Source organism: Radiobacillus sp. PE A8.2 (assembly GCF_045635475.1).
Lineage (GTDB): Bacteria > Bacillota > Bacilli > Bacillales > Amphibacillaceae > JBJGXI01.
The window spans coordinates 43398-58292 of the sequence record NZ_JBJGXI010000034.1; the positions used below are offsets into that span (position 1 = coordinate 43398).

Here is a 14895-nt window from a genome sequence, read left to right on the forward strand (position 1 = left end):
GCGATCGAGGAGGAGTAGAGCGTTCCCCGCGGAAAGGGCGTATTTTTCCGCAGCGTCCGATTAGCAATCACTACTACGACGCATTTTGATTCAATCATGAATTCAACAAACTTTAAGAAAAACTCTTAACGACTTCCTTTAATATAAGGCTGACCATTTGCCTTCGGCGCTTCAGCACGGCCGATAAATCCAGCTAGTGCAAGGATTGTTAGAACATATGGCGCAATTGTCAAATAAATGGAAGGTACATTTTCTAATAAAGGAATATTGCCGCTTATTACACTTAAGCTTTGTGCAAATCCAAAAAATAATGCAGCACCCATTGCACCTAACGGATGCCACTTACCAAAAATGACGGCCGCCAATGACATAAACCCTTGACCTACAATTGTCGATGCAGAAAAGTTAAAGGCGATCGTAAGCGCAAAAACAGATCCACCGATCCCACCTAAAGCACCAGAAAGTAATACTGCAATATAACGCATTCTATACACATTTATACCGTTAGTATCAGCAGCCATAGGATGTTCCCCAACTGCCCTCAGCCTTAACCCAAAGGACGTTTTATATAAGACAAACCAAGCAATAAATGCCGTTAAAATCGCAATATAAGATGTATAGTGAACACCTTGAAAGAAAATAGGTCCAAGCACAGGTATATCAGAAAGCAAAGGAATATTTGTAGAGAAAATTGGCTCAGACACCATATCTGTTTGTCCTTTACCATACCATTGCTTTGTTAAGAATACGCCTAGTCCAACAGCTAAAAAGTTAATTGCTACACCACTAACGACTTGATCTGCTCGTAAGGATACAGAAGCAACAGCGTGAATCAGCGAAAAGAGACTGGACACAAGCATTGCTACAATAATTGAAATCCACGGTGTTGCATCTCCAAATACGTCTGCAAACGTTAAATTAAAAACAATACCTACGAAAGCTCCCATTACCATTAAACCTTCTAATCCGATGTTAACAACACCAGAACGTTCACTAAACACACCACCAAGAGCTGTGAAGATTAAAGGGGCTGAATAGAACAGTGCGATTGGAATAATAGACTGTAAAACATCAACAAGTGCTGACATCTATTTCCCCTCCTTTTTAAAACGTAATAAAATCCAACGAATCATATAGCTAGCAGCTACGAAGAAGATAATAAGAGCGATCACAATTTCAACCAATTCAGAAGGTACACCAGCTCTTGGCATATTTAATGACCCCGTTTTTAGAGCACCAAATAATAAAGCCGAAATTACAACTCCAAACGCATTATTTGCGCCGAGTAGTGCAACCGCGATCCCATCAAAGCCTAAATTTGTAAACGCCGCATGTGTAGGCATATACCCGAAAGTACCGAGTCCTTCCATTGCTCCAGCTAAACCAGCGAATCCACCAGATATTACCATAGCAGATATGATATTTTTTCCAACATTCATCCCTGCATATTCGGATGCATATTTGTTAAATCCAACCGCACGCAATTCATAACCAGTCGTTGTTTTCTCTAATAAAAACCACATGAAGATCGCTATGAGAAGTGCAACAAAAATACCAAAATGCAAACGTGAAAACCCGAAAGCTTCTGACAATGAATCGGACGCAAGTGATGCGGACCCAGCAATATTTTCGGTACGGTCTTTCGAGTCTGTTAATACATTTCTAATGATTGCATTTGAGGAGTGCAAGGCGATGTAATTCATCATAATCGTAATGATTACTTCATGCACTCCTAATTTTGCCTTTAATAATCCTGGAATAAAACCCCAGAACGCACCGGCAAGTGCAGCTACAAGAAGTGATAATGGCAAATGAATAATCATAGGCATATCAAAAGCAGTACCAATCCATACCGATGCGAGCCAGCCAACAATAACTTGCCCCTCTGCACCAATATTAAATAGTCCCGTTCGAAAAGCAAAGGCAACCGATAGCCCTGTCAAAATGTAAGGAGTAACCTGTCTAATTGTTTCCCCGAAATAATAAATATCACCAAATGATCCATTCCATAATGCTATATACCCTTTTATAGGATTATACTGGAAGGCTAGCATAATAATTGCACCTGCTAGTAGTCCGAGAAATACGGAAATGATCGGAACCATAATATTAAAATAACGATTAGAAAACATTAATGTTCACCCGCTTTCTCTCTACTACTACCTGCCATGAGTAACCCGAGTTCTTGTTCATCGGTCTCTTCAGGCTTCACATTTGCAACAATGCTTCCATCGAACATTACCGCGATTCGGTCACTCACATTCATAACCTCATCTAATTCAAAAGAAACAAGTAATACAGCTCGTCCTTTATCTCGTTCTTCAATTAATTTTTTATGAATGAATTCAATCGCACCTACATCAAGACCACGAGTTGGTTGCACGGCAATGATCAAATCAGGTGAACGATCTACTTCGCGAGCAATAATCGCCTTCTGTTGATTTCCTCCTGATAATGCTCGAGCTAATGTGAATTCACTAGGAGTACGCACGTCATATTCGTCTATTAATTTCTTTGCATGCGCGTATATATTTTTGAAAGATAACACACCTTTTTTAGCATACGGTTTTTGGTAGTAGGTTTGTAAGACCATATTTTCACCGATTGGGAAATCGAGTACTAATCCGAATTTATGTCTATCTTGTGGGATGTGAGACACCCCTGACTCGGTTACTTTTCTCGGAGTCAAGCCTGTAATATCTTTCTCATTCAAGCTTACTTGACCTGCCTCTGTTTTTCTTAAGCCAGTAATGGCTTCAATAAATTCAGTTTGGCCATTTCCATCTACACCAGCTATGCCCACGATTTCTCCTGCTTGGACATTAAGATTGAGATCTTTCACCATGTTTACACCTCGAGCATCCTTGACCCTTAGTCCTTTTATGGATAGAACGATTTGTTTTGGATTTGCAGGTGTTTTCTCAGTCGTAAAGCTGATTTCTCTCCCAACCATTAGTTCTGCTAATTGATCGACGTTAGTATCCTTAACATTAACTGTTTCAATACCAACACCTTTCCTAATAATTGTGCATCGGTCACATACTTCCATAATTTCTTTTAATTTATGTGTAATTAAAATTATTGAAATACCTTCTTTAACTAATGCTTTTAAAATTACAATTAGTTCCTTAATTTCTTGTGGAGTTAGCACAGCTGTTGGTTCATCTAAAATAAGAACCTCGGCACCTCGATATAATGTTTTTAAAATCTCAACTCGTTGTTGCATACCGACTGAAATATCTCGAATCTTAGCTCTTGGATCTACTTTCAACCCGTACTGCTCAGAAAGCTCAAGTACTTTTTGTTCTGCTTGCTTCATATCGATCTTTCCATATCGGCCGGGTTCACTACCCAATATGATATTTTGTGTAACAGTAAAAGTATCGATTAACATGAAGTGTTGGTGTACCATACCAATCCCCAGATCGTTCGCTACGTTAGGATCAGTTATATGTACCTTTTCACCTTTCACACGAATTTCTCCTCGTTCAGGCTGATATAGGCCAAATAATACATTCATAAGGGTTGATTTCCCCGCGCCATTTTCTCCAAGAAGTGCATGAATTTCTCCTTGTTTTACTTGTAGAGTAATATTATCGTTAGCAACGATACCTGGAAACTCTTTGCGTATATCGAGCATTTCTACTACATAATTATCCAACATATTTCAACTCCTTCTACTTACATTGCTACTTCTTCTTAGTATAAGCAAATTCTTATTAAAACACTTATTATTCCCTCATATAAATTGTTCTTACAAAAATCACCAAAGGAAAAGATCCTGAAGAACCTTTCCTTTAATGACTTTCCTATCATGGAGAAAAGGCTAGATATTTCTAGCCTTTTCTCTGATAATTTTTAAAGTGAATCTAAGAATGTTTGTAACTCATCATCTGTAGTTGGAACTTCTACTTCGCCATCTAATATCTTTTGTTTCCAATCTTCTACAGCAGTATTTATTTCATCCGTGTAAGCTTCTTCGTTTGTTTTTGCTACATCGATACCATTATCTTCTAAACCATACTCAATGGTTTCCCCGCCAGGGAATTCACCATTCATCGCACGTTTTGCAATATCTTGAACCGCAACGTCAACACGTTTCAACATAGAAGTTAATGTAACGTTCATATCCTCAATTTGACCTTCATCGTGTTGATCACGGTCAACACCGATAACCCAAACATATGCATCTGGATCACTGTTTTTAATATCTTTCGCTTGTGCAAACACACCATTACCTGTAGCACCAGAAGCGTGATAAATAACATCAACACCACTATTGTACATGTTTGCTGCAATTGCTTTCCCTTTTGTAGCATCTTGGAATGAATCAGCATATTGAACTTGTACTTCGATCGCTGAATCTACAGAAGCTACACCAGCACGGAATCCTGCTTCAAAACGCTTAATTAACTCACTTTGTGCTCCACCTATGAAACCAACTTTTCCTGACTCGGATTTCAAGGCAGCAGCAACACCTACTAGGAATGAACCTTGTTGTTCTTTAAATTTAATACTCGCAACGTTATCAGCTTCTACTACTTCGTCAACGATAGAATAGTTTGTATCTGGGTTTTGCTCTGCAATCTTTCCTGTTGATTCCGCTAACATGAACCCAATTGAGAAAATTAAATCATATCCATCTTTTGTTAGACGGTTCAAGTTAGGTAAATAATCGGCATCACCAGAAGATTGTGCATATGCATAGCTTTCACCTTCAACTAGTCCATTTTCTTCACCAAATTGTTTAATACCTTCCCAAGCAGATTGGTTGAATGATTTATCATCAACACCACCGACATCTGTTACCATACCAACTGTAAAATCAGTGTCAGCTTCTTCATTTGTACCTTCATTAGCAGCACCGTCATTTGTAGTATCTGTCTCTTCTTCTTCATCTTCTCCATTAGTACCACAAGCTGCCAAAATTAATCCAACAGACAGTAGTAATGCTAACAATAAAAACAAACGATTTTTCTTCAAAATAGTACCCCCATTAAATAATTATATTTGTAATTCTAGATGAACCAACTAATTAACTTCTAACAATTAGTGTGGCACCACCTCCCAAAAGGTTTAAAATTAGAATTAAGACCTTGTTCTCAATACATAAAAACTGAAAACATCTGCCCGAAAATAATTGGCTGAATATAATACAGGCTCGTCATCTTCCGTAAAGTGCATTTGCTTTAGCAACAATAATGCTTGGTCAGGTTCACAGTGCAACAACGGGGAAACCACCTCATGATAACCTATAGGTTCTATGTAAGTAACAGCGTATCCTACACGCTTCTTACCATGCTCTTCTAATAATTTGAAGATGGAATCCTGTTCATGCACCTGTTCGAGTGGAATTAATCGATGATCAATCTTGTCCACACAAAAAACAGCTGGTTGTCCATCTGCTGTTCGTAGTCTCTCAATCTTTGCTAAAGTCTCTATTGGTTTAGGTGCAAATCTCTTTCTATCTTCTTCGGTCGGCTCAATTAATTCTGTCGACAAGTATTGGGACCCAGGTGTTCTACCAGAACGGATGATCATATCTGTAATACTGCTTAGTTGTTCAATTCCCGAAGAAACAATCGGTTTTGAATTTACAAATGTCCCAACACCATGCCTTCTTGAGACGACACTCTCCTCTTCTAATTGTCGAAGAGCTTCACGTAACGTTGCCCTTGAAACGCCTAGGCTTTTAGATAACTCAAACTCAGATGGAAGCTGTTGTTTTTCTTTATACATCCCCTCATCTATGTCTCGTTTTATACGATCAATAACTTGTAAATATAAAGGACGAGAATCTGTTTTCAAAGACATATGTACCCCCTAATGTTATCCTCACTTTAGAGACCTTACCAAATAACATTATTAAGAATATATCATTAATGATTTTAAAAATAAACAGAAATATGACGAATTTTGTCAAAAATCATTACAAATTTTGATCTGTTAGATATTGATACCGTATAAAAACCCTGTTTGCTTCACAAACAAGGGGTCCTTTCTTGTAGTATTCCATCAACTTTATACTTTATGAAGATTTTTCTTCAGTTGTTTCACTTATTAATACTGTACGTGGTTTGCTACCCTCATAAGGACCTACTATACCCCTTGCCTCCATAGCATCTATTAAACGAGCTGCTCTTGTATAGCCGATTCTAAACCTTCGCTGAAGCATTGACACGCTTGCACTTTGGATCTCAGTAATTAGTTGAACTGCATCATCAAACAAATCATCATCGACGTCATTCGTTACCTCTGTTTCTTCATCAGGAATCATTTCCTCTTGATATTGGGCCTTTTGTTGATCAATACAAAAATCTACTATACGTTCGACCTCTTCATCGGATAGAAATGCACCTTGAATTCTAGTAGGTTTGGAAGAACCGACTGGAATGAATAACATATCCCCTTGCCCTAATAGCTTTTCAGCACCGCCTGAATCCAGAATGGTGCGTGAATCGGTCTGTGAAGAGACACTGAAAGCTATTCTTGATGGAATGTTCGCTTTTATAACACCAGTAATAACATCTACTGATGGTCGTTGCGTAGCAATAATCAAGTGGATTCCAGCGGCACGAGCCATCTGTGCAAGCCTAGTAATTGCATCTTCCACATCGTTAGAAGCAACCATCATTAAATCAGCAAGCTCATCTACAAGCACGACAATATATGGTAGCTGTGGTTGATTATCATTTTCCGCCAAATTAGATTTTTTAATATATTCATTGTACGCTTCAATATTTCTTGTACCCGTATCAGAAAACAAATCATAGCGTCGTTCCATCTCTGATACTACTTTCTTTAATGCTCTAGATGCTTTTTTAGGATCTGTCACAACTGGAGCTAAAAGATGTGGGATGCCATTGTAGACGTTTAATTCTACTTTTTTAGGGTCGATCATCATCATTTTAACTTCATGCGGTTTGGCACGCATAAGAATACTAGTAATTATGCCATTAATACATACACTTTTACCACTACCCGTCGCACCTGCTACTAACAAGTGCGGCATTTTGTTTAGTTCTGCAGTTACCGATTCCCCCGATATATCTCTGCCTAGTGCAAATGATAACTTTGAACCCTGAATCAATTTCTTTGTCTCCAGCACCTCTCTTAGCGATACCATAGCGACTTCTTGGTTCGGAACTTCAATACCGATTGCAGATTTGCCTGGAATAGGTGCTTCAATCCTAATATCTTTGGCGGCAAGAGCGAGAGCAAGATCGTCATGTAAGTTAACGATTTTACTCACTTTCACGCCAATGTCAGGATAAACCTCATATTTTGTAACTGCAGGACCAACATGCACTTTTGTTACTTTAGCTTTCACACCAAAACTATGAAACGTTCTCTCTAGTTTACGCACAACAGCTTGGATTTGGCCACGTTCTTGATGCTGTGCATTGTGCTTAGGTTCTGCTAAGAGCTCTATCGGAGGTAGTTGATATTCATAGTTTTCCGTTTCTGCCATCGGAAGTGATGCCGCAATATCATGATCCACTTCATCGTTACTAGTTTGTTCTTCTTTAGTATCTTCTTTCTCTTTCGGTTCTTGTTTCGGTACGTTGTCGATAGAATATGCGATATCAGGGAAATCTTTATTTTCTTGCACCTCTTCTCCGATATCGATCGTATGTTCATCGGTAACATCGAGAGGATCTGTTTTGATGTTAGAAGAGACAGTTCTCTTTTTTTTATCAGAACGATATTTCTTCCATCGCTTTTTCTGTGCTTTCCAATGATTTTGAGAACTACCCCATAGTTTGACAAGCAAATCTCCAATCGAGATTTCCGTAATAAAAATCGCACCGATAAGCAAAGAGAAAAATGCGAGGATTTGTGCACCTTTAACGGAAAACAAAAAATAACTGAATGTTAATAATAAGGCACCGATAATCCCTCCACCTAAATTTGCAGAAGACTCTGTATTCTGGACATATGCCATAATGTGACTTGCAGTTTCCCTTAATATAGATGTTTGAAACGAGTCTGCTAATAAAACTTCATATGTCTGAATATGTGTGATTAATAGAATTGCTAAGAAGATAATATAAAAGCCAACGATTCGTTTGTTAAATAAGTAAGGTATTTGACGCTTAATAATTAAATAAATACCAATCCATGACAAAAATACAGAGCCTACTGGAAACCAGATTCCAAAAAAGAATCGGAACAGATTCTCTATTATACCTGGAATTGCCCCTTCACTAATGGAGCTCGCTCCACTTCCAAAAACCGCTAGAAATAGAAACAAGATTCCTATTAGCTCATATTTTATTTGTTGTTTTAACTTAGGTTGACTTTTTCTAGTATTTCTCTTTTTTGCCATGTTTTTCACCTCTAAAGAACGTCTAAGGTTCTAGTATTAGACAAACCCCTGTCAGCTACCTGACAAGGGTTTAAGTTCTTGGTAGTAGTGGCATTGTTTGCCACATTACCTCTATTATATCACATAGACTTCTGTTATTGATGCTATCTTTTATTATTTGAATAGAGTCAATTTTCTAATTATGTTTCATAACTGTCCGCATATAGTTGGATTGATCTATTTGAAAACGATAGGTGGACGAGAATATAAAAATGGAATTTAACCTGAAATTATTTCTCCAGGGCAATAACGATTATCTAAAAAGTCTTGTGGATCTGTTGATAATAACTTCATTACCTTATACGTACCATTTTCCAAGCGTTCCACTTGCAGCATTTTGCCATTATGAGCAATGGTTTCACATTTATCATAATGCGTAGACTCTGTTGGAAATATATCGTGTTCACTTAAAGGTGTATATAGGATCATTGGATCATATTCCCTTCTTGACGAGAACTTTCAATTAATTCATTTAGCTTTACCATCGCATCTTTGACACCGCCGACAGCATCGATCAGTCCAGATTCAACTGCATCTTTGCCAATCACGTTTGTTCCGATATCTCTTGTTAAGTTACCTTTTGCAAACATTAAATCTTTGAATTTTTCTTCTTCTATATTCGAATGATTTGTAACAAATTGAATGACACGCTCCTGCATCTTATCTAAGTATTCGAATGTTTGCGGAACGCCAATAACTAATCCAGTCAGACGGATCGGATGAATTGTCATCGTTGCGGTCGGTACGATAAATGAATAATCTGCTGATACAGCAATTGGTACACCTATGGAATGTCCGCCTCCTAATACAATGGATACAGTTGGTTTTGATAATGATGCGAGCATTTCAGATAAAGCTAAACCAGCTTCTACATCTCCTCCAACGGTGTTTAATAATATAACTAGACCCTCAATTTTAGGGTTTTGCTCAATTGCCACGATTTGTGGAATGAGATGTTCGTACTTGGTTGTCTTATTTTGTGGCGGTAATTGTATGTGTCCCTCAATCTGTCCGATAATAGGCAAGACGTGTATATTCGAATCAGGTGCTTGTGCAACAGAAGATTGTCCTAGAGCCTGTATTTTCTGTACTAATGAGGACTGATTTGACTGGTCCTGATTGTCATCTTGTTTTTCTGGTTCTTTATTCATATTAATAAACGCTCCTTTCTTAGCTTATTATTAGTATGAACAGGTAGTTTTGATACATACCTAATTTAATGGAACATATTATCAAATAAAAAATAACGATAACCCTTTTCAAAGAAAGGATTATCGTTTCAGACAAAAACATAATTATATTTTCTCACATAATTGCTTTAATTGTTCCAATTCTAAATCATTTAACGGAACGAGAGGCAATCTTACACTTCCTACTTCGATTCCCTTAAAGTTTAAAACGGCCTTTACAGGTGCGGGGGAAGGTGCAATGAATAAACCTTTCATAAGAGGTAGCAAATTACGATGTATTCGCCCGGATTCTTCTACATTGCCTTGTTGATAGGAGGTCAACATCATTTTTATTTCATTGCCAACTATATGAGAAGCTACAGATACAATGCCAGTTCCACCTACAGCCATTATTGGTAAACCTAAACTATCATCGCCACTATATACTGTAAACTCTTCACTTGTTTTATCAATAATAGTCGTAATCAAGTCAAGATTTCCACTTGAATCTTTAATTGAAACAACATTCGGTATTTGTGATAATTTTATAATCGTATCAACATGTAATGAAATAACCGATCTTCCTGGAATATTATATAACATTATAGGAAGCATGGTTGATTTTGCGATAGTTGCAAAGTGTTCGTACAATCCACTTTGATTTGGTTTATTGTAATATGGCGTTACAAGTAAAATGCCATCTACACCTAAGCTCTCCGCCTCTTTTGTCAGGCTGATCGAAGCTGCTGTGTTATTGTTACCAGTACCAGCGATCACAGGTACCCGATGGTCCACAATTCGGACAACATGATCAAATAACGCCAACTTCTCTTGAGAACTCAATGTCGGGGATTCACCGGTTGTACCAGCAACAACTAAACCATCTGAACCGTTTGCAATTAGATGCTCAATCAATGCAGTTGTTTTAGGAAAATCTATTTTTCCCTCTTCGTTAAACGGAGTAACCATTGCAGTAAGCACGCTGCCGAAATTCATTTTTCAGGTCTCCTTTCATCTCTATCCTACTTTATCCGCCACTCAAGCTCGTAAACCCTGTAAGTTTATGGGTGAGATTTACCCATAACACAGGGGGGCTTACACGCGATCAAGTTCAAAAGCTTTGTGTAATGCATTAACGGCAGGGATAAGGTCGCGATGATGAATTAATACCCAAATCGTAGTATGACTATCAGCAGATTGCAAAATAAAAATACCAGCATCGGTTAGTGTCTGCACAATTTTAGCAGTTACTCCCGGGACTCCTGTCATTCCTGCACCAACTAAGGACACTTTTGCACAATCTTTCGTAATTTCTGGTTCATATCCGAGCTCTTGGAGTAAACGGACTGCTTTATCCGTAAAAGGTTCTGGAATTGTGTAGACAACTCCTGTTGGAGATATATTTATAAAATCTACCGAAATTCCAGCTTCAGCCATCACTTTAAAAACTGCTGAATGTAACTGATATGGTTTTTCATGTGCCAAGACCTTAATTTGTGTTACACCAGCCATATGGGCTATTCCAGTAATAAGTCGATCTGAAATTGCCGTTTCAATCGAATCATTATTTAAAGAAGTTACTAATGTCCCAATCTCTTTTGAATTTGTTGACCTTACCCGAATTGGCACTTTTGCTTGCATCGCTATTTCTACTGCTCTTGGATGAATTACTTTTGCACCTTGATAGGCTAAATTACAAATTTCTGTGTAAGTAACGACTTGCATGGTTCTTGCATCTTTGACTAATCTTGGGTCAGCAGTCATGATACCTTCCACGTCTGTAAATATATCAATATATTCTGCTTGAAGTGCTGCTCCAAGTGCAGACGCAGAAGTATCACTGCCACCTCTACCTAGCGTCGTTATGTCACCTGTTTCCGTCTGCCCTTGAAACCCAGCTACAACAATAGCGTCACACGACTCTAATTCCTCTAGCACACGATCTACTTTCATCGATTTGATTTTTGCTTCTGTGAAATCGCTACTCGTAATAAAGCCTGCTTGAGCGCCAGTTAAAGACATAGCTGAAATATTTTGCTGTTTAAGTTCATTCGTGAAAACAACAGATGAAATTGTTTCGCCACAAGATAATAGCAAATCATACTCGCGTTTACTTATAGAGCTATTTGGGTGGTTTACTAGTTCAAGTAACGAGTCTGTTGCATAAGGATCAGGATTCCGCCCCATGGCAGACACGACTACAACAACCTTATACCCTTCAGAAATTGCTTCTTTGACATGGCTGATGGCAAACTGTCTGGATTCAGAATCACGGACAGAAGTACCACCAAACTTTTGAACCAAAATTTTCATCATGACACCTCTAGTTTACAGCCAATTATTTTTTACAAGACTTTCTGCTATTTGAACGGAATTCCATGCTGCACCTTTTAGCAAGTTATCTGATACAACCCATAGGTGGAACCCTTTGGGATTATCAAGGTCTTTTCTTATTCTTCCAACAAACACTTCACTTTTACCTGAAGCTGATAGGGGTGTAGGATACGTTTGTGTAGCAGGATCATCCTGTAATTCAATACCAGGTGCATCCATTAAGATTCGGTGTAAATCTGTTACTTCTACTCCTTCTTTATCTACTTCAACGTAAACACTCTCTGCATGAGCAGTAAAGAAAGGTAAACGTACACACGTTGCAGCAACAGGAAGTTGTGGCGCATGCATAATTTTCTTTGTTTCATTAATCATTTTCATTTCTTCGAAAGTATAACCATTTTCTTGGAATACATCGATTTGTGGTAATGCATTAAATGCGATTGGATAATGCTTTTTATCCCCTTTTACAGGTAAAAGCTCTGTATTAGGTTCATCGCCATTTAAGATTGCTTGGGACTGTTGCTTTAATTCTTCCACTGCTTCATTTCCAGCTCCAGAAACCGCTTGATAGGTAGATACAAGTACACGAGTAATACCAAAAGTATCCTGTAGCGGCTTTAATGCAGCTACCATCTGAATTGTAGAACAGTTAGGGTTTGCAATAATGCCTTTGTGATTTTTAATATCTTCTTCATTTACTTCTGGTACAACTAAAGGCACATCTTGATCCATGCGGAATGCACTCGTATTATCAACAACAACTGCACCTCTTGATACTGCTTCATGAGCTAGTTTTTTAGAGACAGATCCTCCAGCAGAAAATAATGCGATTTGAATTCCAGTAAAGCTTTCTGGAGTCGCTTCTTTAACGGTATATTCTTCACCTTTAAAATTTATTTTTTTTCCAGCAGATCGGCTGGATGACAATAACGTCAATTCTTTTATTGGAAAATTTTTCTTGTCTAATGTTTCTAACATTTTTTGTCCGACAGCACCAGTTGCACCGACTACTGCCACATTATATCCTTGTTCATTTACCATATCGTAAATCCCCTCTCCTATCCTTACTAGTTAATTGAAAAATAGTTAGTCGAATATTATTTTAACATATTTTAAGGAAGTAAGGTTAGGAAAGCGACTATTAGCTATTTTCTTTCAATTAAAACAGGCTGAATTTGCTTGAATTGTAAAGCATGCTCAATTGTTTCTGGTATTAACGTCATATCAGCTACTAAAGAATTAGGCTTTTTAATTGGATCATCTTGGCCATACGGAACAAAATACATTAATTTAGTTGACATTAGGCGCATTAAATTTACCCCATTTAAACCTAAAGCATCATTTGTTGAAATGGCTAATACAACCGGACATCCATTTCTAATTGTAGCTTTTGTAGCCATTAGTACAGGAGTATCCGAGATTGCATTTGCTAACCGGCTCATGCTGTTACCGGTTAACGGCGCAATAACCATACAATCTACAGGTATTTGCGGCCCCATTGGTTCTGCTTCTGGAATCGTGGTTATTAATTCTCTTCCAGTTATTTGTTTGATTCGTTCTAAATGATCCTTTGCATCCCCGAATTTAGTATCCGTATTTTGGACGGTATAAGAAACTACTGGAACGACATCTGCACCCATTTCCACTAACTTTTCAATCTCGGGGAAAACCGCTTCGTACGTACAGTGTGAGCCAGTAATTCCAAACCCTATTCTTTTTCCTTTTAAAGTCATACTAAAAACACTCCCCTATAAATCTTTATTGTTGTTCTTTTAGAATTTGCGCAATCACATTTCCTAAAATTTCTCCAGCGGTTTTTGGCGCAACAATTCCTGGTAACCCTAGTGAATGTAACGCGGTTATGCCTCTTTTTTTTGCATAGTCAAAATCAGTACCACCAGGCTTTGATGCTAAATCAATAATTAGAGCATGCGATTTCATAGGCTTAATCGTCTCATCTGTTACTACTAAAGCCGGTACCGTATTAATTAAAATGTCACAGTTCGGTGTATAGGATGGTAATTCACTAATGTGGAACGGTGTTAACCCCATTTCCTTGGCTCTTGCAAGATCTTCATTGCTTCTTGAGCCTACAAACACCTTCGCACCTAATCCAGCGAATTTACTAGCTGTGCTCATTCCTACACGACCTAATCCTAATACGATAATATTAGAAGAATGAATGGTAAAATCAGTGTGCTCAATAGCAATCATAATTGTTCCTTCAACCGTTGGAATAGAATTGTAAATGGCCACATCATTTCGATCCATTAATGGAAATAACCTTAACCCTGCTTCTTTCACACTGTTTGTAAGAAAATCATTGGTAATGCCACTAAATATTAAACAATGTTTCGGAAGTTGCTTGAGCCATTCTACGGTTATTTGAATATTTGTGTCTGAAAAAACTGTTTCAATATTGCCTTTATCATCAGTTCCAGGTATTGGAAGGATAACAGCATCAAGCTTAGCAGCATCAAGATCATCCATATCAACTTGCTTCACCTCAGTAAAGCCCTGATTTAACTGATCAAATCCTACTAAATGAATATCTGTCGTCTGGTAAGTTGCCAAGTTTTTAATCATCTGTAAATAACGCGCGTCTCCACCCAATACTGCAATTGATTTTGATGTATTCATTATTTCACCTCACCTGGCGTTATCGCTATTCTTTGTTATCTTATGAAAAATTGTATAGTTAGTGATTATTATTTGATTAGATAATAACCCAAAAAAATATTTTAGTTTCATGGGTAGTTAGCCTAATCAAATTTTGATGGCCCAAAAAAGAGTAATCACTCTATTTTCTTGGCTGTTTTCTAAAAGATTGTTGTTAATGCGCAAAATAGCTAATATGCGTCGTAGTGGAAAGGTGCTCACTGATCCTACATGTGAACCGCTCCGTTCCTACACTTTGCTTTCCGCGGGGGGCTAGTGAGCCTCCTCGCGCCTTCGCGCTCCGGGGTCTCACTTACGCCGCTAGTCGCTGGCCGTGGCTAAATAACTCAGCAAGATATACACAAC

At 38.0% G+C, this 14895-nt stretch carries 13 protein-coding genes; all 13 read right to left on the reverse strand.

Going from position 1 to position 14895, the window contains the following annotated elements:
• Positions 1-125: 125 nt before the first annotated feature.
• Positions 126-1088 (reverse strand): ABC transporter permease, encoded by a 963-nt coding sequence (locus ACI6MV_RS16980; RefSeq protein ID WP_407271516.1) that lies wholly within the window; start codon positions 1086-1088, stop codon positions 126-128.
• On the reverse strand, positions 1089-2132 hold the full coding sequence (locus ACI6MV_RS16985; RefSeq protein WP_407271517.1) for an ABC transporter permease: 1044 nt from the start codon (positions 2130-2132) through the stop codon (positions 1089-1091).
• A complete protein-coding gene (locus ACI6MV_RS16990) occupies positions 2132-3664 on the reverse strand; it encodes an ABC transporter ATP-binding protein (protein ID WP_407271518.1) in 1533 nt (510 codons plus the stop codon). Before ACI6MV_RS16990 ends, ACI6MV_RS16985 begins: the two co-directional genes overlap by 1 nt.
• Positions 3665-3858: 194 nt before the next feature.
• Entirely contained in the window at positions 3859-4983 is a 1125-nt protein-coding gene (locus ACI6MV_RS16995; RefSeq protein WP_407271519.1) for a BMP family lipoprotein, read from the reverse strand.
• A gap of 105 nt (positions 4984-5088) precedes the next feature.
• Positions 5089-5814 carry a GntR family transcriptional regulator gene (locus ACI6MV_RS17000; RefSeq protein WP_407271520.1) on the reverse strand — a complete coding sequence of 242 codons (726 nt, stop codon included), beginning with the start codon at positions 5812-5814 and terminating at the stop codon, positions 5089-5091.
• A 214-nt stretch (positions 5815-6028) separates the two neighbouring features.
• Positions 6029-8329, reverse strand: coding sequence for an FtsK/SpoIIIE family DNA translocase (locus ACI6MV_RS17005; protein ID WP_407271521.1), 2301 nt, complete (start codon positions 8327-8329; stop codon positions 6029-6031).
• Between the two features lie 258 nt (positions 8330-8587).
• Complete coding sequence (locus tag ACI6MV_RS17010; protein ID WP_407271522.1) at positions 8588-8797, reverse strand: YlzJ-like family protein; 210 nt, start codon at positions 8795-8797, stop codon at positions 8588-8590.
• Positions 8794-9519: a ClpP family protease gene (locus tag ACI6MV_RS17015; RefSeq protein ID WP_407271523.1), complete on the reverse strand. Its 726-nt coding sequence runs from the start codon at positions 9517-9519 to the stop codon at positions 8794-8796. Before ACI6MV_RS17015 ends, ACI6MV_RS17010 begins: the two co-directional genes overlap by 4 nt.
• Before the next feature lie 144 nt (positions 9520-9663).
• Entirely contained in the window at positions 9664-10533 is an 870-nt protein-coding gene (dapA, locus tag ACI6MV_RS17020) for a 4-hydroxy-tetrahydrodipicolinate synthase (protein ID WP_407271524.1), read from the reverse strand.
• Between the two features lie 99 nt (positions 10534-10632).
• Positions 10633-11850: an aspartate kinase gene (dapG, locus tag ACI6MV_RS17025; RefSeq protein ID WP_407271525.1), complete on the reverse strand. Its 1218-nt coding sequence runs from the start codon at positions 11848-11850 to the stop codon at positions 10633-10635.
• A 15-nt stretch (positions 11851-11865) separates the two neighbouring features.
• Positions 11866-12912, reverse strand: a complete 1047-nt coding sequence (asd, locus tag ACI6MV_RS17030) for an aspartate-semialdehyde dehydrogenase (protein ID WP_407271526.1) — start codon at positions 12910-12912, stop codon at positions 11866-11868.
• A 104-nt stretch (positions 12913-13016) separates the two neighbouring features.
• Complete coding sequence (locus ACI6MV_RS17035) at positions 13017-13604, reverse strand: dipicolinate synthase subunit B (protein WP_407271527.1); 588 nt, start codon at positions 13602-13604, stop codon at positions 13017-13019.
• A gap of 25 nt (positions 13605-13629) precedes the next feature.
• Positions 13630-14511: a dipicolinic acid synthetase subunit A gene (dpaA, locus tag ACI6MV_RS17040; protein ID WP_407271528.1), complete on the reverse strand. Its 882-nt coding sequence runs from the start codon at positions 14509-14511 to the stop codon at positions 13630-13632.
• Between the last annotated feature and the right edge of the window lie 384 nt (positions 14512-14895).